Source organism: Pseudomonas parafulva NBRC 16636 = DSM 17004, from assembly GCF_000730645.1.
GTDB lineage: Bacteria > Pseudomonadota > Gammaproteobacteria > Pseudomonadales > Pseudomonadaceae > Aquipseudomonas > Aquipseudomonas parafulva.
In genome coordinates this window covers 14,440-40,977 of the sequence record NZ_BBIU01000038.1, presented here as the reverse complement: position 1 = coordinate 40,977, position 26,538 = coordinate 14,440, and the positions used below count along the sequence as shown (strand labels likewise).

The 26,538-nt window shown below is 56.3% G+C and carries 20 protein-coding genes and 2 pseudogenes; 14 read left to right on the top strand and 8 right to left on the bottom strand.

The genetic code is table 11. The features are described from left to right. The first annotated feature begins 132 nt into the window (after window positions 1-132). The 5 genes from PPA02S_RS19965 (at window position 133) to PPA02S_RS19945 (ending at window position 5,900) form a co-directional block, all read left to right on the top strand. Window positions 133-2,070, top strand: coding sequence for a flavin monoamine oxidase family protein (locus PPA02S_RS19965; RefSeq protein ID WP_028634558.1), 1,938 nt, complete (start codon window positions 133-135; stop codon window positions 2,068-2,070). Between the two features lie 154 nt (window positions 2,071-2,224). Then, entirely contained in the window at window positions 2,225-3,112 is an 888-nt protein-coding gene (locus PPA02S_RS19960; protein ID WP_154660093.1) for a nitrilase family protein, read from the top strand. A 9-nt stretch (window positions 3,113-3,121) separates the two neighbouring features. Further along, window positions 3,122-4,273: a hypothetical protein gene (locus PPA02S_RS19955; RefSeq protein WP_028634560.1), complete on the top strand. Its 1,152-nt coding sequence runs from the start codon at window positions 3,122-3,124 to the stop codon at window positions 4,271-4,273. Continuing rightward, entirely contained in the window at window positions 4,270-5,256 is a 987-nt protein-coding gene (locus PPA02S_RS19950; RefSeq protein ID WP_028634561.1) for an asparaginase, read from the top strand. The genes PPA02S_RS19955 and PPA02S_RS19950 overlap by 4 nt, the downstream gene beginning before the upstream one ends. A gap of 92 nt (window positions 5,257-5,348) precedes the next feature. Continuing rightward, a complete protein-coding gene (locus PPA02S_RS19945; RefSeq protein ID WP_028634562.1) occupies window positions 5,349-5,900 on the top strand; it encodes a UPF0149 family protein in 552 nt (183 codons plus the stop codon). A gap of 9 nt (window positions 5,901-5,909) precedes the next feature. Here PPA02S_RS19945 and PPA02S_RS19940 read toward each other — a convergent pair whose 3' ends face one another. Next, on the bottom strand, window positions 5,910-7,547 hold the full coding sequence (locus PPA02S_RS19940; protein WP_080667880.1) for an FGGY-family carbohydrate kinase: 1,638 nt from the start codon (window positions 7,545-7,547) through the stop codon (window positions 5,910-5,912). 196 nt (window positions 7,548-7,743) lie between these two features. On the opposite strand from PPA02S_RS19940, the gene PPA02S_RS19935 reads away from it, so the two are divergent. The 5 genes and pseudogenes from PPA02S_RS19935 to PPA02S_RS19915 all read left to right on the top strand — a co-directional run bounded on the left by PPA02S_RS19935 (window position 7,744) and on the right by PPA02S_RS19915 (window position 12,372). Beyond that, window positions 7,744-8,742, top strand: coding sequence for a LacI family DNA-binding transcriptional regulator (locus tag PPA02S_RS19935; RefSeq protein ID WP_028634563.1), 999 nt, complete (start codon window positions 7,744-7,746; stop codon window positions 8,740-8,742). Window positions 8,743-8,917: 175 nt separating this feature from the next. Continuing rightward, the gene (locus PPA02S_RS19930) at window positions 8,918-9,646 is read left to right on the top strand and encodes an SDR family oxidoreductase (RefSeq protein WP_028634564.1); all 729 of its coding nucleotides are present in this window, start codon (window positions 8,918-8,920) and stop codon (window positions 9,644-9,646) included. 216 nt (window positions 9,647-9,862) lie between these two features. Continuing rightward, entirely contained in the window at window positions 9,863-10,492 is a 630-nt protein-coding gene (locus tag PPA02S_RS19925; protein ID WP_028634565.1) for a glutathione S-transferase family protein, read from the top strand. A 27-nt stretch (window positions 10,493-10,519) separates the two neighbouring features. Then, window positions 10,520-11,425: pseudogene (locus tag PPA02S_RS19920) on the top strand (pyridoxamine 5'-phosphate oxidase family protein); the annotation flags it as partial. 50 nt (window positions 11,426-11,475) lie between these two features. Next, window positions 11,476-12,372, top strand: coding sequence for a LysR family transcriptional regulator (locus PPA02S_RS19915; RefSeq protein ID WP_028634566.1), 897 nt, complete (start codon window positions 11,476-11,478; stop codon window positions 12,370-12,372). 332 nt (window positions 12,373-12,704) lie between these two features. Here PPA02S_RS19915 and PPA02S_RS23080 read toward each other — a convergent pair. Together PPA02S_RS23080 and PPA02S_RS23105 are read right to left on the bottom strand one after the other, a co-directional pair. Then, window positions 12,705-12,991 (bottom strand): annotated as a pseudogene (locus tag PPA02S_RS23080) (IS5/IS1182 family transposase); the annotation flags it as partial. Window positions 12,992-13,492: 501 nt separating this feature from the next. After that, window positions 13,493-13,642 carry a hypothetical protein gene (locus PPA02S_RS23105; RefSeq protein ID WP_162180459.1) on the bottom strand — a complete coding sequence of 50 codons (150 nt, stop codon included), beginning with the start codon at window positions 13,640-13,642 and terminating at the stop codon, window positions 13,493-13,495. A 248-nt stretch (window positions 13,643-13,890) separates the two neighbouring features. Between PPA02S_RS23105 and PPA02S_RS23505 the strand changes: the two genes are divergently transcribed. From PPA02S_RS23505 to PPA02S_RS22870, 4 genes are all read left to right on the top strand, one after another. Further along, window positions 13,891-14,499: a hypothetical protein gene (locus PPA02S_RS23505; RefSeq protein ID WP_345940166.1), complete on the top strand. Its 609-nt coding sequence runs from the start codon at window positions 13,891-13,893 to the stop codon at window positions 14,497-14,499. Between the two features lie 190 nt (window positions 14,500-14,689). Next, entirely contained in the window at window positions 14,690-15,181 is a 492-nt protein-coding gene (locus PPA02S_RS23500) for a reverse transcriptase domain-containing protein (RefSeq protein ID WP_345940167.1), read from the top strand. Between the two features lie 645 nt (window positions 15,182-15,826). Further along, complete coding sequence (locus tag PPA02S_RS19905) at window positions 15,827-17,677, top strand: NACHT domain-containing protein (protein WP_042141852.1); 1,851 nt, start codon at window positions 15,827-15,829, stop codon at window positions 17,675-17,677. Window positions 17,678-17,992: 315 nt separating this feature from the next. Then, window positions 17,993-18,810 (top strand): IS5 family transposase gene (locus PPA02S_RS22870; RefSeq protein ID WP_245614752.1). Its coding sequence is split into 2 segments (ribosomal slippage): window positions 17,993-18,308 and window positions 18,308-18,810, totalling 819 coding nucleotides; the frame shifts between segments, so codons are not numbered across the junction. Between the two features lie 13 nt (window positions 18,811-18,823). Here the strand turns inward: PPA02S_RS22870 and PPA02S_RS19895 are convergent. From PPA02S_RS19895 to PPA02S_RS19875, 5 genes are all read right to left on the bottom strand, one after another. Beyond that, window positions 18,824-19,561, bottom strand: a complete 738-nt coding sequence (locus PPA02S_RS19895; RefSeq protein WP_042141851.1) for a hypothetical protein — start codon at window positions 19,559-19,561, stop codon at window positions 18,824-18,826. A 748-nt stretch (window positions 19,562-20,309) separates the two neighbouring features. Continuing rightward, window positions 20,310-20,855, bottom strand: a complete 546-nt coding sequence (locus PPA02S_RS19890; protein WP_042141850.1) for an ImmA/IrrE family metallo-endopeptidase — start codon at window positions 20,853-20,855, stop codon at window positions 20,310-20,312. Window positions 20,856-20,859: 4 nt separating this feature from the next. Then, complete coding sequence (locus tag PPA02S_RS19885; RefSeq protein WP_028634570.1) at window positions 20,860-21,234, bottom strand: helix-turn-helix domain-containing protein; 375 nt, start codon at window positions 21,232-21,234, stop codon at window positions 20,860-20,862. Window positions 21,235-21,508: 274 nt separating this feature from the next. After that, window positions 21,509-22,759 (bottom strand): ribonucleotide-diphosphate reductase subunit beta, encoded by a 1,251-nt coding sequence (locus PPA02S_RS19880; RefSeq protein ID WP_028634571.1) that lies wholly within the window; start codon window positions 22,757-22,759, stop codon window positions 21,509-21,511. Between the two features lie 250 nt (window positions 22,760-23,009). Continuing rightward, on the bottom strand, window positions 23,010-25,889 hold the full coding sequence (locus PPA02S_RS19875) for a ribonucleoside-diphosphate reductase subunit alpha (protein WP_028634572.1): 2,880 nt from the start codon (window positions 25,887-25,889) through the stop codon (window positions 23,010-23,012). Between the last annotated feature and the right edge of the window lie 649 nt (window positions 25,890-26,538).

The following is a 26,538-nucleotide window of genomic DNA, read 5'->3' as shown; positions in this document are numbered from 1 at the left end:
CCCTGGGGCCTGCCTAGATACAAGCGCCTCGCTCTGCTGCTTCTGATGGTGATGGTGCTGTGATTATTAAACGCAGCGAGGCCTAGCGAAGCAATCATCCTTCTGCTCTTCAAACACGAAGAGCGTTCACAAATGACTATTGGTTCAACCCACAATCATCCTGCAGGTCTGGAAATAGACCCTGCGCTCCGCTTGGAACCATGGGCCGCCCGGTTTCCCAATCCTCCAGATCTGTGTTTCGACTATCGTCGCTTAGTTGAGCAGCAAGGTGGTGTCGCTCAGGCTACTCACTCTACTCATCGTATCTGCGTTGTCGGGGGCGGGGTTACCGGGCTGACTGCAGCCCGCGAGTTGCTACGTTGTGGCTTTGAATGTGTGACTGTGATTGAGCAGTCCAACCGTATAGGCGGCCGCCATTTGACGCTTGCCAATCGCGCGAGTGATCATAAAACGCCGAGCACCCCCTTCGAGATGGGCGCCATGCGTATGCCGTTTTTCAACAGAACGGGCGAGGCACCTCAGGAGGGGCGATCCCTGTTGGCCTACTACGCGAGCCTGTTCGAACTGCGTCTTTCTCCCTTTCCGAATCCCGGAACACCATGGGTCAACGCAACAGGCATTTACTTACGAAATGGCCAAGTTGACGAAGCCGATGATGCCAAATTATTGATTTGGAAAAACCCTGAGGGCGTGTCACCACCACCGGGCGCCTTGCTTCAAAAAGTCTTCGATAAATGGCAACGATTTGCGCAGCGTTTTGCAGCTCATGTCGCTTCGATTTATGGAACACGCGAGTGGGAGCAGGCGTGGTCTTCAATCGTTGAGCGCTATCATCGGTTGTCTTTCAGAGACCTTGTCAACCTGCCTGAGCTAATCAAATGGGATCCTTCTACTCCGGGTGATTTTGGCGGGTTGGGCATGAATCAAAATGAATCTGCCATTTTCTATTCCATCGGGATCGGCGATGGCAGCTGGGGCGCCTTCTATGATGTCTGCTGCTTGTACCCCCTGCGTACAGCATTGTTTGGGTTCAGCAGCCACCTGCAGCTGGTACATGGCCGTGTCGACCCCGAGGGTGTGCCTTACGCTGCGCCTCACCTCGGGGTGGAGCATGTGCCGGACAGCAGGGGTGTGTTATTCCAAGGCCCTGCGTACATGGGCCTGGCTGCTTTGGATGAGAGCCTGATGTTCATGAATATTACTGAACGAGGTCTATCACCTTATGAACATCTCGTGCAGCGAGAGGACGGGTTGCTGACTGACAGTGCAGTGGTCTCCTTGCAGAAGCTGGAAGATGGTCGCATCCAAGTGGGGTATAAATGGCGACACAGCGATCCTGAAGCCAGTACGTTGGTGTACGAAGACTATGATAGCGTCATCTTGACTACGCCTTCCTGGCTCATTGAGACGAATATCACTCTCGCCGGCTTCACCCAGCAGATGCTGCCCCAGAGGATTATAGACGCCTGGAAGCATGCTCATTGGGAGACGAGTTGCAAAGTATATGCACCGCTCAAAAAGAGCTTCCTGGACAGCCAATCGTCAATCCCTCAGATTTTGATCACCGACAGCTTCGTACACGATGTTTATGCCTACCGCTATAACGAGCATTATGCGGATGATTGTATTTTGCTCAGCTACACGTGGGAGGACGATGCGACGAAACTGGCGTCGTTTTCAGAGCGTGAACTGGCCAATAAATGTATCGCCGAGCTTGATCGTATTCTTCTTCAGTGCACCAACGTCGGCCAGCCAATTTCACCCTACGTCGATTGTCAGAATGTTCGAGTGCAACGTTGGATGACGGACAGGAATGCGCTTGGTTGTGCGAAGCTGTATCGGGCGGGTACCTATTACGACGCCGTCAGCTTGATGAAGTACAACCGCGACCTCAGTGCCCATTCCGGTTTGTACTTGGCCGGCGAGTCATTTTCTGTAGACGCTGGCTGGACAGAACCTTGTCTACGTACAGCCCTCGATGCTGTCATCAATCTATGCGAACGCACATCAGCCACATTCAATGGTGCATTCACCCTTGAGCACTACCCGCACTATCAAGTGGAAAAATAGCGGGGCCGACAGTGCTTTCCGTAAAAAATCCTACACCGCCAGCAGCTGTGTACTACGTGTCTATAGGAACCACCTGACTTTATAGCCTTGATCAAACCCCGCTCTACTGACCGCCTTCAAGAACAATCACAAGAAGGAGGCAGTCATGCCAGATATGCACACGTCGGTCAGCCCTGCACGCATCGCTGTGGTTCAGTCCGACCCCCAGGTCGGCGTTGAACACCGCAACGCAAACCTGACCAGAACCCTGGCGTTGGCCCGTAAAGCCATCCGAGCCGGAGCCAATCTAATTGTGCTGCCTGAGCTGGCCAATACGGGATACACCTTCAATTCGCGCGCTGAAGCCTATGCCCATGCGGAGACGCTTCAAGGTGGACGGAGTGTTGCTGCATGGGCGGATCTTGCAAGGGACCACCAGGTGTACGTAGTAGCCGGCTTCGTCGAACAGGCGGGCATGAAACTGTACAACAGCGCTGTTTTATTGGGCCCTGATGGATTACTTGGGCACTATCGAAAAGCGCATTTGTGGAATCAGGAAAAGCTCTGGTTCACGCCAGGCGATCTCGGGTTCCCTGTATTCGAGACGCCTATTGGGCGGATCGGTTTGCTGATTTGCTGGGATATCTGGTTTCCGGAAGTACCACGCGTCATGGCCGCACAGGGTGTGGATCTGATCTGTAGCTTGAACAATTGGGTATGGACTCCGCCGCCACTCTTCGATGAGTCCGGCCGCTGCATGGCCAATTATCTGACCATGACAGCCGCCCACGTGAATAACGTCTACATTGCTGCTGCCAACCGCATTGGAAGCGAGCGAGGAGGTCGGTTCCTGGGTTGCTCAATGATTGCTGGAACCCATGGTTGGCCGATTGGCGAAGTAGCGAGCCCAGAGGAGGAGACCATCCTCTACGCTGACATCGACCTGAGCAGCGCACGCTCTGCACCGATCTGGAACAACCTCAATGACCTCCCGCGTGACCGGCGGACCGACCTGTACGACGAAACCCTGGGTTACCGTCTGCATGCACCTCTGCCACGGTGAGGAGGTGACATGAACACTACCCGACTCCTGCATCCCCAGCGCCTATCACTCTACGTTCTTGCCGGCCTCGTGACCCTCCTGGTCACAGGGCTCATAAACGATCAGTGGCTTGATTATGGGCAGCTTACTGCGTCACTCGACGAACCAATCAATCGTCTGCGATGGATAGTGGGCGATATTAGCGAGGTCACCTTCTACAAACACGAATTGCCCGCGCTTGGCCTGCTGACGGGAGCATGCATTGCGCACTGGGCCGGCTTGCGAGGTTATCGCTGGCAAGGCTTCGCCATTTGCTACGGCAGTGGGCTATGGCCCTGGGTATTTGCCAGCTCGTTATTGGGTCTGCTGCTGAGCCATCTGCTGTGGGGATGGACACTCACCGCCGGTATCTGGCAACCGACGTTCGTGGCTTTTGTATCATTGCCTGCGGCGATGGTGCTTCTGTACGGGGGCGGTTGGCAGGTAGCAATTAACGGCGCAGTGCTTGGTGCCGTATTGGTAACGCCGGCAAGCCTCTTGATCGTCAATTACGTGTGCTACCCGCTGGAGCTGCCTGCGGTGGTCGGCAATGTAAGTGGTATGGCCGTCGCGAGCATTCTGGCATTCGTGTTGTGCAAGCAATTTCCTGCGCTGGTGCGGTCTGACCAACCGCCGGTCACACCCGCTCCGGCGTGCCAAACGGACTACGGAATACTCTGGGTGGTGCGGCGTGTGCTTGCGGATTTTACCGAAGCTCCATTTTTCGGTAATGAATGGGCCAGCTTCGGCTTACTGCTAGGCGTTGGCGCTGCTTACCTCCTTGCACCGGGTGCGCCTGCCTACGGGTCAATGCTTCTGATTCCCATCGTTACAGGCCAAGCCTTGGCCTCGCTCATAGGGGTGTTGTTCTGGCGAGGAGAGTGGCGGGCACGAGGCTGGTATCCGACTTATATTCCCATCGTCTCGATCGTGCCAGCCGCTGTGCTGTTATACGGTGGAAGTTGGCAGGTGGTAGTCGCCAGTGCAGTACTGGGGGCGCTCACCACTCCGCCCCTGGCGGTTGCGATTACCCAACGTTTGCCAGCCCATATGCATGGGTATGTTGGCAATGTTGCGTCCATGGCGATCGGTGTTCTGACAATCGTGCCAATCGTAGGCCTACTGACGGGGGGCGCCTTGTGACCACACTTAAACAATTACCCAAACTTGCCATTGCCAGCCTGGGCGGCACGGTCAGCATGAGGAAAGATTTGCTGGCAGGCGGCGTGAAGCCAGCGCTCGGTTGTGAGAAGCAGGTGGCGCAAGTTCCTGAATTGCAGGCTATGGCGTTGCTTGAGGTGGAAACCCTGGCGCTCCTGCCCAGTGCATCGCTGGATTTTCCTGCTTTGCTGGATGTGTTCGCGTGGGCCAAATCTCAGGTAGAAGCCGGTGCTGTGGCGGTTATTTTGACCCAAGGTACCGATAGCCTGGAGGAGACTGCTTATTTCCTTGATCTGATTTGGCCATTTGATGCGCCGTTAGTCATGACCGGTGCCATGCGATCCGCCAGTCAGCCTGGTAATGATGGGCCTGGCAATCTCATCGCTGCAGCACAGGTTGCCTTGGCGGATACCAGTGGCGGCCGCGGCGTGCTGGTAGTGATGGATGATCAGGTTCATGCGGCGTCTAGAGTTCGCAAGGCAGCCAGCTTGTCCACGTCTGCGTTCAAGTCCCCAAGTTGCGGCCCGCTAGGCCTTCTTTTAGAGGGCTCTGTCGTTTATCACCATGCAATCAAGAGAAAGGAGGCACTGCCGTTACCTCTTCGTACTGATCACAAGGTAGCGCTGCTTGAGTCATGCCTGGGCGCCGATACAGATCTTCTGATGGCTGTCACGCAGCTTGGATATGCAGGTTTGGTGATCGCCGGCTTCGGCGCAGGTCATGTCTCCGAAAGTTGGTCGGCAGCGTTGGGAAGCATTGCATCAATGTTGCCGGTAGTTGTCGCCACCCGCACCGGCAGTGGTCCCACGGCTCGGTCTTCCTACGGCTTTGTCGGTGGGGAGATAGACCTGCAGGCGAAAGGTATCCATATGGCAGGCCAGCTTTGTCCACGCAAGTGCCGGATCCTCTTATGGCTCTTGCTCGCCAGCAACAATCAACACCGCCTGGTAAGCTGGTTGCAGTGACTGTTGGGCGGCCCGCCCAAGGATTGCGCGGGCTCGCTAGGCATCAGCTATGTTAGTGTGCCCCTACGTTCCACTTCCCAGGATGCCTGTACATGCTCCCCACGCTCACTGATAAAGAGCTCGACCGCCTCGAAGACTTGCTCATCACCTACGGTAACGATTACTCCGTACTCAACCTTGCGGAGCTCAATGGCTTCTTCACCGCATTGGCCAGCTCCCCGTCTACTGTGCAGCCCGGGGAATGGTTGCCTGCCGTGGCCGGTGGCAGCGTACCGAAGTTCAAGAAGCCGGCCCATGAGGAGGCCTACACGGCCCTGATGCTGCGCTATGCCAGCCAGGTGGCGGAGCAGTTGGAGGAAGACGTCGACCACTTCGTACCGCTGTTCGAAGAAACTGAAAGCGAGCAGGGGCCTGTCACGGTGATGGAAGAGTGGTGTTTCGGTTATATGCGCGGCACACAGGTTGCCGCTTGGCCTGCACTGCCCGCCGCGCAAGAGCCACTGCTGAGGGCTATTTCGCTGCACGGCCTGGAAGATAACATTGAACTGCTCGATCAGATGTCCGAGCAGGATATCCAGGCATGCGTGCCTCAGGTGATCGATGCCGTGCGCAAACTCTATGCGTTTCAGCATTCGGCAACGTGAGCTGAAACCTTAGCCCGACGGTTGCAGGTAGGCGCTAGTGCCCTCAACTGCAGGCGGGGCGGGCGGGATATTCAGCGGCGTGGGTAGCTTGAGCGGCTCATCCGCAGTAGGCGGCAACCCTGCCAGCCGGTGCATACTGGGCTTCAACGCGGGATACAGGTCGCAATAGACCGAGAACAGCTGATCGTATAGCGCCTGGGTGCGAGGGTTGGGCGTGGCGCGTCGTTCAAGGGTGCGCCACCCACGTACGCTGGCCAGGTCGTCAATGTCGCCCGTGGCCAGCGCTGCCAGCATGGCCGCGCCCAGCGGTGCTTCTACGGCTTGCTCGATGGTAAGCACCGGATACCCGGTTATATCGGCAATGATCTGCATCCAGAGGTCGGAGGCTGCGGCGCCCCCTACCACGATCAACTCCGGGTCCAGGCGCTCGGCGCCCTGGCGACCGCGCTCGATATTATGGCGCAGGGCATAGCCCAGCCCTTCCAGTACTGCACGGTAGAGGTGCGCTCTGGTGTGGTACAACGACAGGCCTACATAAGCGCCGCTGGCCTGGGCGTCCCAGATGGGGCTGCGTTCACCCATCATATAGGGCAGGAACACCAAGCCGTCTGCCCCCGGCGGGGTTTTGCCTGCTTCGTCCTCCATCAACTGGTGCACGTCCACGCCAACGCCCATGGCGGCCGCGTGTTTTTCCCGTGTACAGAATTGCTCCCGAAACCAACTGATCGAAGCCCCCGCCGTGATGGCGCCACCGAAGATATAAAGGTAATCGGCCGGCTTGTGCACGTAGGGCATGCTGATAAGCCCTAGGTGTGCATCTGTGCGGCGATTGACGAAACCCCAGCACATGCTGGTCCCGAGCATCGCTACATGATTGCCCGGGGTCAGCACGCCGGCCGCGAGCGTTGCCATCGCCGCGTCCACGCCACCAGCCACCACCGGGATACCAGGGCTAAGCCCCATCAGCCGGGCAGGTGAAGGCAGCAGTTCACCAATGACTTCACCTGAGTCGACCAGGCGCTGCGGCATGAGCTGGGGGTCGATCCCCAAGCGCTCGAGTAGGGGAACTGACCAGGTGCGTTGCTTGATGTCGTACACGCCACCGATATTGCCTGCCGAACTGTGGTCTACGGCCACACACCCGCTCAAGTGATACTGCACGTAGCTATTGGGTGGCAGCAGATAATGCGTCCTGGCCCACACGTCTGGCCTGTTGCGCTTGATCCACAGCATCTTCGTGTAGCCGTAGTAGCTGTCCACACCATTGCCGGTCGTGTCGTGAAGGTAGGCCAGGTCGATATTCTGCCGAACCCAGTCAGCTTCTGTCGTGGCTCGGCGGTCCATCCAGATGAGGCACGGGTGCAGTGGCATCATCGCTGTGTCCACCGGTATGCCCGACCCGCCATACAGGCTGCTGACACAGATGGCTTTGATATCGTTTGGCTGGATGCTGCTGCTGGCGACGGCATTGGCGACCGCCTGGTAAACCGCCTTCAGCCACACATCAGGCCATTGCTGCGCCCAGAGTGGTTCTGGCTGCTCGACCTGGTAGCCCACGGAGGCCTGAGCAACGATCGCCCCTTGAGTTGAAATCAGCAGTGCCTTGGTACTCTGCGTACCGATGTCTACCCCAACTACATAGTTCATGAGCACATCCTTTGGTTGTTTTTATTGGCTCATGTTGACGTCTACATTTTGGACCTTGTGTGAAGACCCAGGATTAGAGCTGGGTCAAATCGGCAGGTAATGTAAACGTCAACATTGAAATAAAGCTAGCACGGCATTTTTCACCTGACAATGTTGCGTGTACCCTCGACGCACCGCCTCCTGATGCTGATACGACATGGCCAAACCTGGTAAAGCTACGATCACCGATATCGCCAAGCGCGTGAACATGACGACCGTCACCGTATCGCGAGCGCTCAACCAGCCGGAGAAAGTCAAGAAGTCGACCCTGGCGCACATTCTTGAAGTGGCCCGCGAGCTCAATTACGTGCCCAATGCATTTGCCCGCAGCCTGAAAAACCAGGAAAGCCGGTTGATCGGCCTGGTGACCGCCAGCCTGGACAATCCCTTTTATGGCGAAATCATCAAAGCCATTACCCGCGAAGCCAAGCGCCGGGACTACACCTTGATGCTTTTCGACACAGATGGCTCCCCGGCGCTTGAGGAGAAGGCAGTCGACACGCTGCTCAGCTACCAAGTGGCAGGCATTATTCTGTCAGTGGTTTCAGACGCTGAAGATTATTGCCCAGCCTACCTCCCCAAGTTGGAGCAGGCCGCCATACCGGTAGTGCAGATCGACAGGAAGCTCCACGATGCCACGTTCGCCGGCGTATACCTGGATAATGAAGAAAGCGGTTTGCGGGGGATGCGGGCGGTGCTTGCCCAAGGTCATCGCCACGTGCTCGTGGTAGGTGGCCCCGCGCGCTCGGCCATCACCCAGGCCCGCCTTGCCGGGATCCGCAAGGCGGTAGAGGAATGTTCAGATCCAGTTACCCTCGATGTGCTTGAGGGTGACTACACACAGGCGCCTGCATGCGACCGGACCGCTGCCTACCTGCAAGGCGGAGCGCGGCCTCAGGTCATCTTCGGGCTGAACAACCTGATGACCCTGGGCGCTTTGGAAGCGCTGCGCAGGCAAGGGCTGTCGAGGGCGGACATCCAGCTGTTCAGCATCGATCAAGTTCCGTACGCCGAACTATATGGCGAGCCCATTGCGTGTGTCAGCCACAGTAGCTACGAAGCCGGCGCGGGCGCCATTGGCATGTTGTTCAAAGCCATAGACGAGCCCGATCGCACCCAGGCAGACCTCACAATCCAAGGCACGTTGCATAGCTGAGGCGGCAGCCCGAGTCAGCATCAACGTATTCGCTTACAAATGTAGACGTTGACATTCTGCTCATCACGCCTCTAGATTCAGCTCCGTGACAAGGCTGAACGGCCAAAAATGTAGACGTGAACATTTCTGCCCAAACAATTACAACATGCCTCACGAAGGCAAGCAGGAGCTGAATATGTCCTATCAACTGGAAGGAAAGGTTGCAGCAATCACGGGTGCCGCCTCTGGCATCGGCTTGGCCACCGCAGAAGCAATGACCCTGGCGGGGGCCCACGTGGTCTTGATAGACCGGGATGAAACCGCCCTTGGGCTTGCATGTGAGCGGCTTGGGCCGCAGGCGACACCGTTGGTGATCGACCTACTGGACAACGACAGCTGTGCCACTCTGCTCAAAGGGATTGTGGATCAGGCCGGCGGGTTGGATATTTTCTATGCCAACGCAGGCAGCTACCTGGGTGGCAACTTCACCGAGGCCGACCCCCTGGCCATCGACCGCATGCTCAACCTCAACGTCAACGCGGTCATAAAGAACATCAACGCTGTGCTGCCACACATGGTCGCCCAAGGCACCGGCGACATCATCGTCACAGGCTCGGTCGCCGGGCATTTCCCTGTCCCTTGGGAGCCTGTGTACTCGGCGTCGAAGTGGGCCGTGAACTGCTTCGTACAAACCTTGCGCCGCCAGGTCAAAGACCAGGGTATCAGGGTAGCGGCCGTGTCCCCCGGCCCGGTCAACAGCGCCTTGCTCGCTGACTGGCCGGCAGAAAACCTGCAGAAAGCCCTGGCCCTTGGCAGCCTCATAGAACCCTGTGTGGTGGCCGATGCGGTCATGTACATGCTCACGCGCCCTCGCAATGTGACCATCCGCGACATGGTGGTGCTACCTTCGGCGTTTGATATGTAGCAGTCATCACTCTCCTACAGGACCAGGTGTTGCATTAAGTGTGTACCTGTCTGTGGGAGAGGGCTCGCCCGCCCTAGGCCTTCAATCACGACTAATGGTCTTATTATTCCACCCCACGCAATTATGGATTACCCCGCACACTGATTCCTCTGCGTTGTGATCCGGTGCAGCATGTGCTCCACCAGCCCACCCCGGTGCTGACCAGGAGTTCAAGCCATGCCTCGCCCCATCAAGCTTTACAACTTCCCCAAGTCTGGCCACGCCCACCGTATCGAACTCATGCTCTCTCTCCTCGGGCTGCCAACCGAACAGGTGCTTGTCGACTTGGCAAAGGGGGCACACAAGCAGCCGGATTTCCTGGCGCTCAACCCGTTCGGGCAGGTGCCGGTCATTGAGGATAATGGCACTGTGATCGCTGACTCCAACGCCATCCTGGTCTACCTGGCCAAGCAATACGGCGAGGGGGCCTGGTTGCCGGAGGCCCCTGCGGCGGCTGCACGTGTGCAGCGCTGGCTATCGGTGGCGGCAGGGCCGTTGGCGTTTGGCCCTGCTGCGGCCCGGCTGGTTACCGTATTCGGGGCCTCGTTCAACACCGACGAAGTGATCGCCCGCGCCCACACCCTGCTCAAGGTAATGGACGCCGAGTTGGGCAAAGCACCCTTCCTCACGGGTGATACACCCACCATCGCTGACGTCGCCAACTACTCCTACATTGCCCATGCCCCTGAGGGCAACGTATCGCTGGAGCCTTACATCAACGTGCGTAACTGGCTGGCGCGCATCGAAGGGTTGCCTGGTTTCGTGCCCATGCCGCGCACCGTCATCGGGTTGCAGACCAGCGCCTGACACTCCGCCCTCACGAGGAGCGCCGTTATGGAACAGCCTCAGCACCACCGCGCCTCACCTTGGCATGCGGGCGAGAAAAGCCTGCAGGAAATGGCCGGGGTAGCGGCGCGCATGGAGGCGGTCGGGCAAAAGGTCATTCGTGACCACATGCCCGAGCAGCACCGCAGCTTTTTCCAGCAACTGCCGTTCCTGGTGGCGGCCAGTGTGGATGCCCAGGGCCGGCCTTGGGCAACCCTGCTGGAGGGGCCGGAGGGGTTCATCCGTTCCCCGAGCCCCCAACAACTGACCATCGACGCCGGGTTATCAGTGGATGACCCCGCTACCCCCGGGTTGCGGCCTGGGCAGGCCATTGGGTTGCTGGGTATCGAACTGCACACGCGTCGACGCAACCGTCTCAATGGGCAGATCCGCCACTCGGCGTCAGGCCAGTTGCAGGTCACAGTGGAGCAATCCTTTGGTAACTGCCCGCGCTACATTCAGCCGCGTGACTACAAGCGCGTCGATGCGCCCGCCCAGCGACGTGAGGAATCAACCACCCTGAGCGCGGCCACCCGAACATTGATCCAGGCCGCCGATACCTTCTTCGTTGCCAGCTACGTGGAGCATGACGACGGCAAGCGCTCGGTCGATGTGTCTCACCGTGGCGGCAGTCCGGGGTTCATCAAGGTAGCAGGCAGTGTTCTGACCATCCCGGACTATGCTGGCAACCTGCACTTCAACACGCTGGGCAACCTGCTGCTGAACCCGCTGGCCGGTTTGCTGTTCATTGATTTCACCAGCGGCAGCGTGCTGCAGCTAAGCGGGCACGCCGAGGTACTGCTGGAAAGCCCCGCGGTTCACCTGTTTGAAGGCGCACAGCGGTTATGGGCGTTGCGTGTGGAGCAGGTAGTGTGGCGCCCAGCTGCTGTTTCCCTGCGCTGGGCCCTCAAGGAATAAGCCCGCGGTGTACCCTGCTACCGTTACCTCGAGCCTTTGGAGCCTGAATGGACCAGATCCACCTGATGAAGGTGTTTGTCGCAGTCGGTGAGCTGGAAAGCTTTGCCGCCGCCGCCCGCCGCCTGGATATCTCCGCGGCTGCCGTCACCCGTGCGGTCAGCGCCCTGGAACAACAGCTCGGGGTCAAACTGCTGCTGCGTACCACGCGCAGCGTACGCCTGACCGAAGCCGGCAGCCGCTACCTGGAGGACGTACGGCATATCCTGGCCAGCCTCCATGAGGCCAACGAAGCCGCTGCCGGCATCAACGCCAACCCTAAAGGGGAACTGGCGGTGACGGCGCCTAGCCTGTTTGGCAAGAAATTTGTCATGCCCTGTATCGTGCGCTACCTGCAGCACTACCCGCAGGTGGATGTGTCTGCCTACTTTCTCGACCGGGTGGTGAACATGGTGGAGGAGGGCATGGATGTGGCCGTGCGCATCGGCCCGTTACCCGACTCCGGGCTCAGGGCGTTGCGCGTGGGCCAGGTGCGGCGCATGTTGTGCGCCTCGCCCGGGTACCTGTCGCGCCACGGTATGCCACGGCATCCCTCGGATTTGTCCGACCATGCCGTGATCGGCACCACCAACCTTTCCCCAAGGGCCGGCTGGCGTTTCGGGGTCACCGATGAGCCCACCCTGGTGCGCATGAAGCCGCGGCTGATGGTCACCAGCAATGATGGGGCTATTGCGGCGGCCGTCGGTGGGTTGGGGATTGCACGGCTGTTGTCGTATCAGGTCGCAGACGAGTTGGCCAGCGGCCAGTTGCAGGTGATTCTGGCCGAATACGAGGAGGCCCCCTGGCCGATTCATGTGCTGCACAGGGAGAGCAAGTATGGTTCGGCCAAGGTCAGGGCCTTCATTGACATGCTTGCGCACGAGCTGCGGATGCAGCGGTTGGACTGAAAACGTTGAGTGGCAAATTGCGCTCGTAAAAAAGGCTGCCAATTGGCAGCCTTCCTGATGTTCAGCGTGCGTAGGTTTTCAGTGCATGGTGAAACGAACCATTGCTTCAGACCGCCTGCCGCGTGACTCGGTTGATAGGGCTTGAAATAATTTTTCTAAATTTTGGAAAACTACGGTGTGTATTCATCTTGTGTTGGACAGAGCGCCAGCTCAATACTCACATGGTTGCGGCAGCGATTGCTCCCGGCAGGACGGCGCTGACGAAGGGTACTATTCGGGAGGATCCACTCGAAGCGGAATCTAGCGGTGGAGATGGATCAATGGCTCATGGATCCCTTGTCAGCAAGCAGCCATTTACAGCGCTTGCGCGGGCGGCCCCGTTGGCTCGACGGGATGCTGACTTCGTCCAGCAGTGGCTGGGCACAGCTGATGTCACTGGCTTGACGGTCAGAGAGGAGAAAGCGCAATGGTGTGCCGATGGCGCAGCAGAGTAGGTCGATTTTAGTTGTCAGGTTGCCGCGACTGCAGCGTAGAACGTGATCGCCAGGCTCGTCAGGCCCCTTTTTTTCTCCCGCGCGCCAGATGAGGCTCGGGTAGCGCGAACAGCGGTAGATTCCATCTTCGTACTCCGTTTGCTAACGCGCTCAAGGGCAGGGCACCTACCTGGCAGCACAAATTGTTGAATGAATATAACCGATACATCATGGAGGAGGCATGTTTGCAAGTGAGGCCTGAGAAAGAAATTCAGAGGTGGCTTGAAACTTTGGCCGGTAAGGGGAGCCTTATTGGGAGTGGCAGCTGTTATGAAGCGATTAGATATGATTAAAGCCAGTTAAGCCAAGAGATCAAAGGAACTGTAGAGCACTCCGTTGAGCAAAACGTTGGCCGTGATCGCCCACGGGTCGCCCATGAAGCGTGTCGTGTATTGAGCAGTCTCATTGAGCCAAGATTTTACAGTATCGATGAAAACATCGGCACGCCGTCAGATGTCCTAAGGCCAGATATAATACTAGAAGATGAAATCAGTGGTGCGTTTATAGTTATTGAAATAAAACTCAGTCGAAAGACTGCGCGTGACTATGCTACAGGAACGGCTACCACACGCCTCGTAGGTAGCAGACTACGAAGCGTTGCTACCGTGGAACTGCTCGCTAGAGATGCCACGGTAACCCGTTACCCCACTGTTGGGCAGGTGGTATTTATGGATCGCGTAGTGCGCCAGCCAAGCTGGCAGTTGATAAAGGGTGAAAGTCCCTACGAGAGAAGTCATGGCGAAACACCTCGACCCCGAGTCATGCGTTGTGCACCGTGAGGTGTACGGCGAAGCGTTGGCAGGGGAAACCAGCAGGCCAGCCATTGAGCCGCGAAATCATGAGTCCGGGGCGCCGACGCTGTTATGCGAAGCGGAAGGCCACAGTGTGCATTACGATAATCGCAAGTCATATGTCACGCCCTGCGCGGTCGTAGACCCTGAGCATGCTGGGAAGTCAACTGTACGGAAGCTGGGAGATCTCATCCGTGTCTGGTCTTGACACGCCAGACGGGGCAAGAAAGGCCGCAAGCCAAGAGCTTGCCGTCTACGCGGATGAGAAGTCGGATAACTCCGTAGTACCTGAGAAGTTGCCGAACAATGAGCTTGGCTCAACGGAGGTAATGGAGGAAAGGGAATTAGCCAAGGGGAACAGTGAACAGCCTTCCGCATACCGGACTCAGGGCCGGACAAGTGCGTTGTCAGGGGTGCTCGCTGTACCTCAAGCAGCCTGGCGTGATCGCCGGGCCAAGTTCACGAGGTTGCTGCACCATGTAACGGTCGAGCTGTTGCACGAGAGTTTCTACAATCTCAAGCGAGATGCTGCCAGTGGTGTAGATGGCGTATCGTGGCGAGAGTACGAGCAAGGTCTTCTCAAAAAGCTCAAAGCCCTACACGACAACGTGCACAGTGGTCGCTATCGAGCCAAACCTGTCCGGCGGGCGTATATCCCAAAAGCAGACGGTAGCGAGCGACCTCTGGGCGTGACCGCCTTGGAAGATAAGATCGTCCAGGGCGCAGTCGTACAAATGCTCAATGCAATTTATGAGCAAAATTTTCTCGGGCTCTCGTATGGGTTTCGTCCTGGTCGAGGATAACATGATGCATTGGATGCGTTATCAGTAGGAATACAGAACTCGCGTGTTCGTTGGGTACTGGACGTAGATATTCAAACGTTCTTTGATACCATCGACCACGAATGGCTGATGTGCTTCCTACAACAACGAATCGCGGATAGAGGAATTCTGGCTTTGATAGCTCGATGGCTACGCACAGGTGTTCTCGAAAATGGAAAGTGTATCCCCGGAAGACGGGGCTCCGCAAGGTGCTCCCATTTCACCGCTGCTGGGTAACATTTACGTACATTACGTAATGGACTTGTGGGTCAGGCAATGGCGTGGGCGCACCGTGCGTGGGCAGATGATTGCCGTGCGATATGCGGATGACAGTGTACTTGGCTTTGAGAGGCACGAAGATGCGTGGAGCTTTCGCCATGCCTTGGAAGCTCGACTTGGCCAATTCAACCTGAAACTGCATTCAGAGAAAACACGCCTGCTGCGGTTTGGCTGGTTCGCGGCTGAGGATTGCAGAAAGCGTGGGAAAGGAAAGCCAGAAACTTTTGATTTTCTCGGATTTACGCATATCTGCGATCAAACACCGAACGGAATGATTGTGATTAACCGTGTGACCATTGCCAAGCGCATGAGAGCGACAATTAGCGAGATACGGGCGCAGTTACATAAGCGCAGACATGAGCCAGTCCCGGTGATCGGTAAGTGACTGAACCGTCTGTTCAAAGGCTATTGCAACTACTACCACGTCCCCGGCAATACACGGCGACTCGATGTTTTTCGCCGTGAAATTATCGGTGCGTGGAGGCATGCCCTCAAGCGAAGAAGTCAGCGACATCGCTTGAATTGGGCGCGAATGACTGCGCTGGCTCGCCTGTTCATACCCTATGCGAGAGAGCTACCTATGCATCCCTATCCCATAGCGCGCTTAGGCGTCAAAACCCAAGGCAGGAGCCGTATGCGGTAGTTCCCACGTACGGATCTGTGCGGGGGGTGGCAGGTGACTGCTATCCCTACCGCGACCGATATTTTACACTTCGAAGAATTTTAGCATGCTTCGGAGGTTATGGGGCGTATGAAGTTTGCGATGCTGGATTTCCTGTTGGAATACTTTGCGTAAACTTTAGTCGTACGTGGCTATCAGCAAACTATGTGTATGCTGAGTCAGAGCTAATTTCTTAGCAGGTGCGCGATATTTGATGTAGGGTAGCGCTATCTTTGTCGGTGACCGATGACTCGAACATTTAATGGCGAGCTGCAGGTCTACAATGACTTGATGTTCCAGATATTTTTCGCTAAATTGGTATTGGTTAGTGCGCGTCAGTTGCTTCGTTAGGATAGGAAATTATTTTTTATGGAACCTATGGCTGCAGGCGTTGCTGTGGTGAATGCTACCGGCGCTCCCAAAAAAATAGCTGAAAGTAAAGTAGTATCAGATGTATTCGATTCGTTGGTGTTGAAGTACAAACTTTCGTCATTTTCGGATTTTAAGGAAAATTTTCTAAAGTCTTGTTCGGGTAATTTATTAATCAAGACGATCGCCTCACCAGATAGCTATGTCCATGTAGATGAGATCTATGTGCCTTTAGAGCTTTCAGGGCACTCAAGGATTGAGGTTGAGAGTGGGACGACGCTGGATAACTCAAGTCGAGCATCGCTGATTGTGGGTCTTGCAGGTCAGGGTAAGTCAACGATTTTACGAAAACTGCTATCCAACAATATATCTAAAATCAGTCGTTTGCCATTTTTCTATGAGTTGAAGCATTATTCAGGTGGCGAGATCGAGGTAGCCATATCCGAAAATCTATCGGCTCAGGGTATTAAATTTAGCCCGGGTGGTTTGAAGAAGATATTGAACGATAGCAACGTTCGGCTATTTCTGGATGCTTTTGATGAATGCCCATCGGACCACAAGGCTTCTTTGTTTCAGGAGATTGACAAGCTCGTAAGGAAGTACAATTGCAATATCATTTGTACAACCCGCCCAGATACTGAGCTTGATGCCTTGGTCGGCGTTGATATATATCGTGTGGAATTTTTAAAGCCAAGGCAAGTACGGTCGATTATACACAAGGCATGCAATGACCCAAGCAAGGCTGAAGAGTTGTGTGGTGCGCTAGAGAGAAGCCACTTCCATAAAGAAACTGACAGTGTTTTGCGGTCGCCGATTCTAGTGGTTCTTTTTTGCGTAAGCTATAATTTGGGGATATCAATACCAGAGTCACTGTCTCAATTTTACAAGAATATTTTCGACACAGTATTCTTGAAGCATGATAATTTAAAAGGTGGCGTTTCTCGAGCGCGTCACTGGAACGACGACAGAAGCATCTATCGTAATGTTTTTGATTATTTTTGCTTTATTTCACAGCGGCAATCATTGGCTAGTTTCAGCTTTAACGAACTGGCAGGTTTGATTTCTGAGTCCTTGAGTTATTTTAGTAAGGAGTCAACGGTCGCTGACGTCATCGCCTCAGAGTTAATAGAAATCACTAATTTGCTGATTAAAGATGGTTATGATGAATATAAATTCATTCATAAGTCGATACAAGAATTTTACTGCGCATCCTTCTTGGCTGTTGGTTTAGATACGGAGAGGAAACAAAATTTTTATCGTAAATGTGCTGAGGAAATAGGATTCTATAATATTTTTTCGAACACCCTGTTGTTTATGAGGGAAATCGATTCATTTGACTATCTCGCTTTTTATGTAGCGCCAGCGGTAAGCAAAATGCTTGGGCTGGATATGCGATCAATTGATGACAATTATGTTGTTGGTCCTCCTCTCATAGAGGAGTACATGACTAGCGTAATGTACGTCGTGCGATACGAAGAGGGCTTTGATCGGCGAGGTGGAGCAACTGTAGTTGCAGAACTATTTTCAGCTAAGGTTAGTCCTAGCGTTAAAAATACGTTTTCGTACAAGCTTTTCTCAACGGCATGTGACTTCATTCAGATGAAGCATCCGTCGGATAGTGTGATTAAGGCCATTGCGTCTCAGGGTAATGGTCTTGGTGAAGGGCTCTATGAGATAGACCTTAAGGAGATACTGCCCTATATTGAGGTCGCAGAAGCCGATATTGAACATAGCTTAATGCTGTCGTTGGGGGTTTTGTATCGAAGGGAATACAACTCGGCTATTGAGTATATGGCTAACAGAGTCGCTCAGGTTACAAAGCAAGGGTATCTGGACTTTGATCTAGAGTGATAGTTTCCATTCCTATGCTCTTGCTGTATGAGGCTTTTTTTAAGTGATCGGTCATGTTTACCACCAATGCTTACACCGAGTGGTTTGAATGCTTGGTGTAAATATTGGGGCATGCCGGGAAATATCTCAGATGCTCTCCTTATTCTAGCCATTGAGACCGATTAGCTGTCTCGAAATCTCATATGGAGCCTGGATGTTAGGCTCTGTACCGAATCGGCGCCCCTCGGAAGCTCAAGTTCTGTAGGGGTCCCGCCATCTACGGAAAGGAATTCTGTGATGGCAAAGCGTTAAGAACTCTCGGATGAGGCATGGACTGTGGTCGCCGATCTCTCCACTGAAACCCATGGTCGGGGACGGCCCCGCCTGAGCGACCGCTTGATGCTCGATGGTGTGCTCTGGGTACTCTGTTCGGGGGCCGCGTGGCGAGATATGCCAGAACGCTTCGGCCCATGGTCAACGGTGTATCAACGGTTTCGGGGTTGGCGAAACCACGGCACATTCGATCAGATGCTCAAACGCTTGCATCTGAGACTGAATGAGCAAGGCTCGATCGATTTGCAAACCTGGATGATCGACTCAACTGCTGTACGTGCAACCCGAGCCTCTTCTGGCGCCGGGAAAAAAGGGGGGCTGACGAGCCTGCCGATCACGCTCTAGGCCGCAGTCGCGGTGGTCTGACAACCAAGATTCACATGCTCTGCGACGCGAACGGGATACCGCTGCGTTTTCTGCTCTCTGGCGGTCAAGCCAGTGACATTAGCTACGCCCAGCCACTGCTGGACGACGTCAGCATTCCATCAAGCCAGCGAGGTCGTCCGCGCAAACGCTGCAAATGGCTGCTTGCTGACAAAGGCTACGACGCCGAAGCGCTTCGCCGCTACTGTGACCAGTATCGAATGCAGCCCGTCATCCCGCTGCGCTCAATGAAACGTAAACCCAAACCCGGCTTACCCAGACTGTTTGATCGGCCCAAATACCGACAGCGCAATATTATCGAGCGCATGTTTGGCTGGCTGAAAAAGAACCGCCGCATCGTGACACGCTTCGACAAGCTCGCGAAAAGCTATGCCGCCATGGTCTCACTGGCTTGTTCCATGCGGTGTTTGCGACATCTTTTTTCGTACAGAACCTAGCCAAGTAGATTGCTTAGCAGGTAATGGGGGGCTGCTGTTCCTCGTGGCGTTTCATATCCTGAAGCGCTGCGAAAAGTTTTCCCTTCTCGTGGTCGGTCCAGTGGTGGCCAGATTTTCCTATCGGGGCAGAGAGGCGAGCGCTTCCAACATCGAAGTCGGAGAAGCATTCCACCAGTTCAAGGAAAGCTGTTTCCTCCTTGGTAGTGATATCCATAACAATTCCTCTCTCCATGAAAGCTTGCGTAGCGTCTCGCAGCGAGACTGAGATCTGCGACAGATTGTGCTGCCGTGTGCTTAGGTCAATGAATTTAGTTTCCCCACCTGTAGCGGGGTCGTGCTTACCTGCCGTTGCAACGGCGGTTTGGCAGCATCCATTCTCAACGTAGCATCGCTTGGCGTACGAAGCGCCGCTACCTGCGAAGCTCGCCGATTCACCATAAGCAAGGAAATCTTCCGTTTCGTACAAGATTTCGCATGATGACGTCCTGATGAGACTGATGAGCACTGGCTCGGGTTCAAGTGGATCATCGATCTCGCGTTCGACAGGCGGAAGCTCGTCGAAATCTAGCTTCGGTTGTGTGAACCACTGCTTCCATTTCTCCACCAAGAGTCCGTCTCCGGCGAATACCATAGCGTGATCACCACGGATCGCCAGCTTGTCAAATCCTGTGTCGTCCACAAAGGCGAGCAGGTTTGGGGAGTCTGGGAGGGTAAAGGACCAGCGTGAGTCGCTGGCGAGCATTTTTTTCATGCGACAAATTACATTCGTAGTCATCCCTGCCCACTTAAATAACCTTCCAATGCGGGCATTATGAAGAAAACTAGAGTGCAGTCAATTGGCCACTAGCGGGCGGTGACAGGTGCGAAGGCGGGGGCGGCGAAAGGGCGCCGAAGGCGCCCTTCCTAGCAGTTAACGTCTGCGTCGACGTCGGCAGTGAGGTCGCACAATCTCCGTACGACCGCGGCGATAGCGGAAGTATTGGCGAACGTGGACAGGCCGATTGATAGGGCAGGTCTTCATGAAAGCTTACCTTTGTGAGCCTCCCTTCTGGTATGGTCGTCAAGCGGTGTGCTAAGGTTGATTTCAGTTTCCTTAAAAAACACCGTTTGAGCTTCGCTGCATCGAAGGTTTCACAGCGCTGGCGGCTAGAGATTCAGGCTGCAACCTAACCTCATAGCTCGACCCCTGTTGATCCGCTCGTTTCTAGTTTACGAGCAGGGTGTGGTCATTCAGCCACGGACCAAGAAGGCCCAGGCTTCGTAACCGTACTCGTGTGCGTCGAGAACCCGATCAGAGTTTTTGACTCGACGGTAACGAGTGAACACCCATTTGAATCCTGGTGGTGCTGGTTTACGTTCCATTCATGATTCACCTCCTCCCTGAAGGAGATTTTTCTTGCAAATTGCGGAGAGTCGACTAGAATACCCGCCGCTACTGACGCGCAAGTGAGGGCTCCTCCAGGATCGCCCCCATGTTCCATAATCCAGTGGCGACTGGATCATGGAAGTTTTATCATCAGTCCCTTTTGGGAGTAGATGCTGTTTTGGGTTTCCGCAGCTTTGACGGAGACTCTGTAGATTTGTGCAATCTCTGCAACTGAGGTGCATTTTTTTACGCCTTCAAGTGGCATGAGGAGCGTTCCGGCGAAGCTGTCGGCTTGCCACTCGCTGCACCTGTATTTCGGCAGCCCCTGACTGCTCCGGTGAAATGCAAGGCTGATCGAGCCATGAAGAAGGAGATGTCCTAATTCATGCGCGGCTGTGAATCTGTCTCTTCCGTGCCCATCCGCCGCTCGATCGTACACATCCTCTCGGAGCCAGATTTGTTTTTGGCTGGGTATTGTCAACCCGTGGTTGGCCCCCATTTCCGCTTTCGTTCCTTGAATGAATTCAAACCCCGGAATGACTTCTGGTAGGACCCATTCCAGGATCTGAATGATGGGAAAGGACCCGTCCGGCATTTTGAAATAATCCCTAATCCCGCTGGACGAGCCCATGATGTTCATCAGGCTCAGGGGCGGCACCTCGTAAGATGGTCCGCTCATGCTCTTAACCTCGTGGTTTCTTAGCTGCCTTCAGAAGCGATAGAATCTTTTCCATGTCGTCTCCCTCCAGTTCGTTAAATTGACGTGCGAAAGCGAGTGCTGCCTGCTGCTTTAAGGGTGAGGCGCCTAGGGTGCTGATCGAGACTTCGCCTTTGGTGATCTGTGCGGCGTCGTACAATTCTTGGTATTCATCCGAATGGGTGGGGTAGCCAAGGTATTCGGCTACTTTTGCAACGACGTCATCCGTGACGGCCTTTCTGCCGGTTTCAATGGCAGACAGGTAAGCCGAGCTAACGTCCAGGCCTGCGGCCATGTCCTTCAAAAGCATTCCGCGATCGATGCGGATCTTTCTAAGCAGCTTACCGAACTGTGTGAACATTTCTTCTCTCCCGTAAACCTCTTATCAACCAGTTGCAAAGTAAGATTAACCAAAACTGGTTTACTCGTCAACCGCGAGGTTAAGCGAGACGCGATGTCAGATGGTTTGCCTCATCAGGATCATGGCCCGATGGATAGAGGGTAGGGAGAGTTTTGTGGGGGTTGAATGCAGAGATCCCAAAGGCTCCCTGCATTCGCTCCATGCTGCCTGTTACGAGTAGTTCAGAATCGGTTAAAGAAATTTAGGCGAAAGTGAAAATCTACAGTCCGGGCAATCAATCCCAGCTCAACGCCCCACCGGTCTGATACTCGATCACGCGCGTCTCGAAGAAGTTCTTCTCTTTCTTCAAGTCCATGATCTCGCTCATCCACGGGAACGGGTTGGTCGTGCCTGGGTATTCTTCTTTCAGGCCAATCTGGGTCAGGCGACGGTTGGCAATGAACTTGAGGTAGTCTTCCATCATTGCCGCGTTCATGCCCAGTACGCCGCGAGGCATGGTGTCGCGGGCGTATTCGATCTCCAGCTGGGTCCCTTGCAGGATCATCTGGGTCGCTTCTTCCTTCATCGCCGCGTCCCACAGGTGCGGGTTTTCGATCTTGATCTGGTTGATCACATCGATGCCGAAGTTCAGGTGCATCGATTCGTCACGCAGGATGTACTGGAACTGCTCGGCCACGCCGGTCATCTTGTTGCGGCGGCCCATGGACAGGATCTGGGTGAAGCCGCAGTAGAAGAAGATGCCTTCCAGCACGCAGTAGTAGGCGATCAGGTTGCGCAGCAGCTCCTTGTCGGTTTCTACGGTGCCGGTGTTGAATTCCGGGTCGGAGATGGCGCGGGTGTACTTCAGGCCCCAGGCGGCTTTTTTAGCGACCGACGGGATCTCGTGGTACATGTTGAAGATCTCGCCCTCATCCATGCCCAGCGATTCGATGCAGTACTGGTAGGCGTGGGTGTGGATCGCCTCTTCGAATGCCTGGCGCAGGATGTACTGGCGGCATTCCGGGTTGGTGATCAGGCGGTACACGGCCAGGGCCAGGTTGTTGGCGACCAGCGAGTCGGCGGTGGAGAAGAAGCCGAGGTTGCGCATGACGATGCGGCGCTCGTCTTCGGTCAGGCCGTCCATGCTCTTCCACAGTGCGATGTCGGCGGTCATGTTGACCTCTTGCGGCATCCAGTGGTTGGCGCAGCCATCCAGGTACTTCTGCCAGGCCCAGTCGTACTTGAACGGTACCAACTGGTTGAGGTCGGCGCGGCAGTTGATCATGCGCTTTTCGTCAACAGCGACGCGGGCCGACGAGCCTTCCAGCTCAGCCAGGCCTTCGGCGATGTCGAGGGCGTCGAGGGCGGCCTTGGCGCGCTTCACGGCTTCGGAATCAGCAGCGGTGGCGGCACGGGCTTCCAGGGCGGCGGCACCGCCGGCGCTGTCCAGCTTGTCGAGGGTGGCAGCGGCAGTGGCCTGCGCAGGGGTGTTGCCTTTGGCGGCTACTTCGCCGTCTTCTTTGTCGAATTCGTCCCAGCTCAGCATGGTGAGGTTCTCCTGCTTGAGGGCCATCTATGGAGTATGGCCGGTGGATCGTGGTTGCGTTGCTTTGGCCCCCAAAGGGGGGTACTGCAGTGCACGCAAATCTGATTGCCCTTGATAGGGCTGACCCAGGCATTGGCGCCCAGGCCTGTTGTGTTTGGCTGTTGGGCAGGCGGCGGCAAGGTCGGCCTCCCACAGGGTGCCGTGTGGCTACACGGAAAAGAGGCTTCCCAGGGGAAGCCTCAGCCAAGCCTTACTGGCAGGCTTCGCAGTCCGGCTCGTCGATCGCGCAGGCTTTTGGCACAGGTGCCGGGCCGGCGGCCTGGGCAGGGGCGCTGTCGCCACCGCTGGACACGGCGTTGAGCTTGCCGGTGTTGATGGTCGACTTCTCGGTGCTGGTCGCGGCCAGGGCACGGAGGTAGTAGGTGGTTTTCAGACCACGGTACCAGGCCATGCGGTAGGTCACGTCCAGCTTCTTGCCCGAAGCGCCGGCGATGTACAGGTTCAGCGACTGGGCCTGGTCGATCCACTTCTGGCGACGGGAGGCGGCATCGACGATCCACTTGGTCTCGACTTCGAAGGCGGTGGCGTACAGGTCTTTCAGCTCTTGCGGGATACGCTCGATCTGCTGCACCGAACCGTCGTAGTACTTCAGGTCGTTGATCATGACCGCATCCCACAGGCCGCGGGCTTTCAGGTCGCGCACCAGGTACGGGTTGATCACGGTGAACTCGCCCGACAGGTTCGACTTCACGTACAGGTTCTGGTAGGTCGGCTCGATGGACTGCGATACGCCAGTGATGTTGGCGATGGTCGCGGTCGGCGCGATGGCCATGATGTTCGAGTTACGAATACCTTTTTGCACGCGTTCGCGCACCGGCGCCCAATCCAGGGTTTCTTCCAGGTTGACGTCGATGTACTTCTGGCCACGGGCTTCGATCAGGATCTGTTGCGAATCCAGCGGCAGAATGCCCTTGGACCACAGCGAACCCTGGAACGTCTCGTAGGCGCCGCGCTCGTCGGCCAGGTCACAGGAGGCCTGGATGGCGAAGTAGCTGACCGCTTCCATCGACTTGTCGGCAAACTCGACGGCAGCATCCGAGCCGTACGGAATGTGCTGCAGGTACAGCGCATCCTGGAAGCCCATGATGCCCAGGCCGACTGGGCGGTGCTTGAAGTTGGAGTTGCGCGCTTGCGGCACCGAGTAGTAGTTGATGTCGATGACGTTGTCGAGCATGCGCACAGCCGTGTTCACGGTGCGTTGCAGCTTGGCGGTGTCCAGCTTGCCGTCGGTGATGTGGTTCGGCAGGTTGATCGAGCCCAGGTTGCAGACGGCGATCTCGTCCTTGTTGGTGTTCAAGGTGATCTCTGTGCACAGGTTGGAGCTGTGTACCACGCCCACGTGCTGCTGCGGCGAGCGCAGGTTGCAAGGGTCTTTGAAAGTCAGCCACGGATGGCCGGTTTCGAACAGCATCGACAGCATCTTGCGCCACAGGTCTTTGGCCTGGATGGTCTTGAACACCTTGATCTTGTTGTACTCGGTCAGGGCTTCGTAGTACTCGTAACGCTCTTCGAAGGCCTTGCCGGTCAGGTCGTGCAGGTCTGGCACTTCCGAAGGCGAGAACAGGGTCCACTTGCCGTCATCGAAGACGCGCTTCATGAACAGGTCCGGGATCCAGTTGGCGGTGTTCATGTCGTGGGTACGACGGCGGTCATCACCGGTGTTCTTGCGCAGCTCGATGAACTCTTCGATGTCCAGGTGCCAGGTTTCCAGGTAGGCACATACCGCGCCCTTGCGCTTGCCGCCCTGGTTCACTGCAACGGCGGTGTCGTTGACCACTTTCAGGAAGGGTACGACGCCCTGGGACTTGCCGTTGGTGCCCTTGATGTAGGAGCCCAGTGCACGCACCGGGGTCCAGTCGTTGCCCAGGCCACCGGCGAATTTGGACAGCATGGCGTTGTCGTGGATCGCGTGGTAGATGCCCGACAGGTCATCCGGCACGGTGGTCAGGTAGCAGCTGGACAGCTGCGGGCGTAGGGTGCCGGCGTTGAACAGGGTAGGCGTCGAGGCCATGTAGTCGAAGGACGACAACAGGTTGTAGAACTCGATCGCGCGGGCTTCCTTGTCCTTCTCTTCCAGCGCCAGGCCCATGGCCACACGCATGAAGAACACCTGAGGCAGCTCGAAGCGTACGCCATCCTTGTGGATGAAGTAGCGGTCGTACAGGGTCTGCAGGCCCAGGTAGGTGAATTGCTGGTCACGCTCGTGGTCGATGGCCTTGCCCAGGCGCTCCAGGTCGTAACCTTTGAGGGCCGGGTCCAGCAGCTCGAACTCCACACCCTTGGCCACGTAGGCCGGCAGGGCCTTGGCGTACAGGTCGGCCATTTCGTGGTGGGTGGCGCTGTCGGCCACGTTCAGGAAGCCCAGGCCTTCGGCGCGCAGGGTGTCCATCAGCAGGCGGGCGGTAACGAACGAATAGTTCGGCTCACGCTCGACCAGGGTACGGGCGGTCATCACCAGGGCGGTGTTGACGTCCTTGAGGGCCACGCCGTCGTACAGGTTTTTCAGGGTTTCGCGCTGGATCAGGTCGCCGTCGACCTCGGCCAGGCCTTCGCAGGCTTCGCTGATGATGGTGTTCAGGCGCGCCATGTCCAGCGGGGCCTTGCTGCCGTCAGCCAGGGTGATGCGAATGGTCGGGTGCGCCTCGATCACGCTTTCGACGTTGGCGCGGGTAGCGCGCTCCTTGGCGCGCTGGTCGCGGTAGATCACGTAGTCGCGGGCGACTTTCTGCTCGCCTGCGCGCATCAGGGCCAGTTCGACCTGGTCCTGGATTTCCTCGATGTGAATGGTGCCACCCGATGGCATGCGGCGCTTGAACGTGGCGGTGACCTGCTCGGTCAGGCGCGCGACGGTGTCGTGAATGCGCGACGAGGCGGCGGCGGTGCCGCCTTCAACTGCGAGGAACGCCTTGGTGATGGCCACGGTGATCTTGTCGTCGGTGTAGGCGACGACGGTACCGTTACGCTTGATCACGCGCAGTTGGCCAGGTGCAGTGGCGGCCAGATCCTGGTTGGAATCGGCAACCTGCGGGGCCTTGGCCTGCGGGTTCTCGCGAGTCGTGTCGGTTTGCATGGGTGGGTGTCTCCACAGTTTCTATATTGATCAGGCGCCTTCTGGGCGCCCACCGTTCCGTCCACTTGCTCGATTGCCCTGGGGGATGCGCAAAACGAACGCATCCGCCCGCGCGGGCGTACCGACTTCGGGACAGACTCAGGAATTAGGGCAATGGCTCGCCGCTCCCTGGCCGAAGTCAAAGGTTCTGGGCTGGGCCCAAAAACTGTTGCTCACAGGTGGCAGGCCTGGCCTGTTGCACCCGTGCCCGAACAAGGCCCTGGAAGGGCTTGCCTCGGTCGCCTCCGCAGGAGCGGTTTGGCTGCTGAAATCACGTGAAGTTCAGCCGAAAAATCGCTTGATTTTGCGGGTTGACTTTTAGGTGTGATTTTGCACGAACCCCTATATCTAGTGGTTCGCTGCGTTCGGGATACAAGATAATGCGGTATTGGGGTGTTTGCAAGGCGAGCTGCTGTGGATAAGTTGTGTGTACTTTGTGAGTGAATCCTGAGTATTCGCTGTAGGCCTTGTGGCCACTGGTTTGGAGTCCTTTTCAGCCCTGAACTGCCATTGGGCAGATTTGCGCCGGCGTGATCCTTGTCACAAAAGCTGCGTTATCCAACGTGCCGGCCATGGCTTGGCGGCGTACCCCGCCAACCGTACTATGACC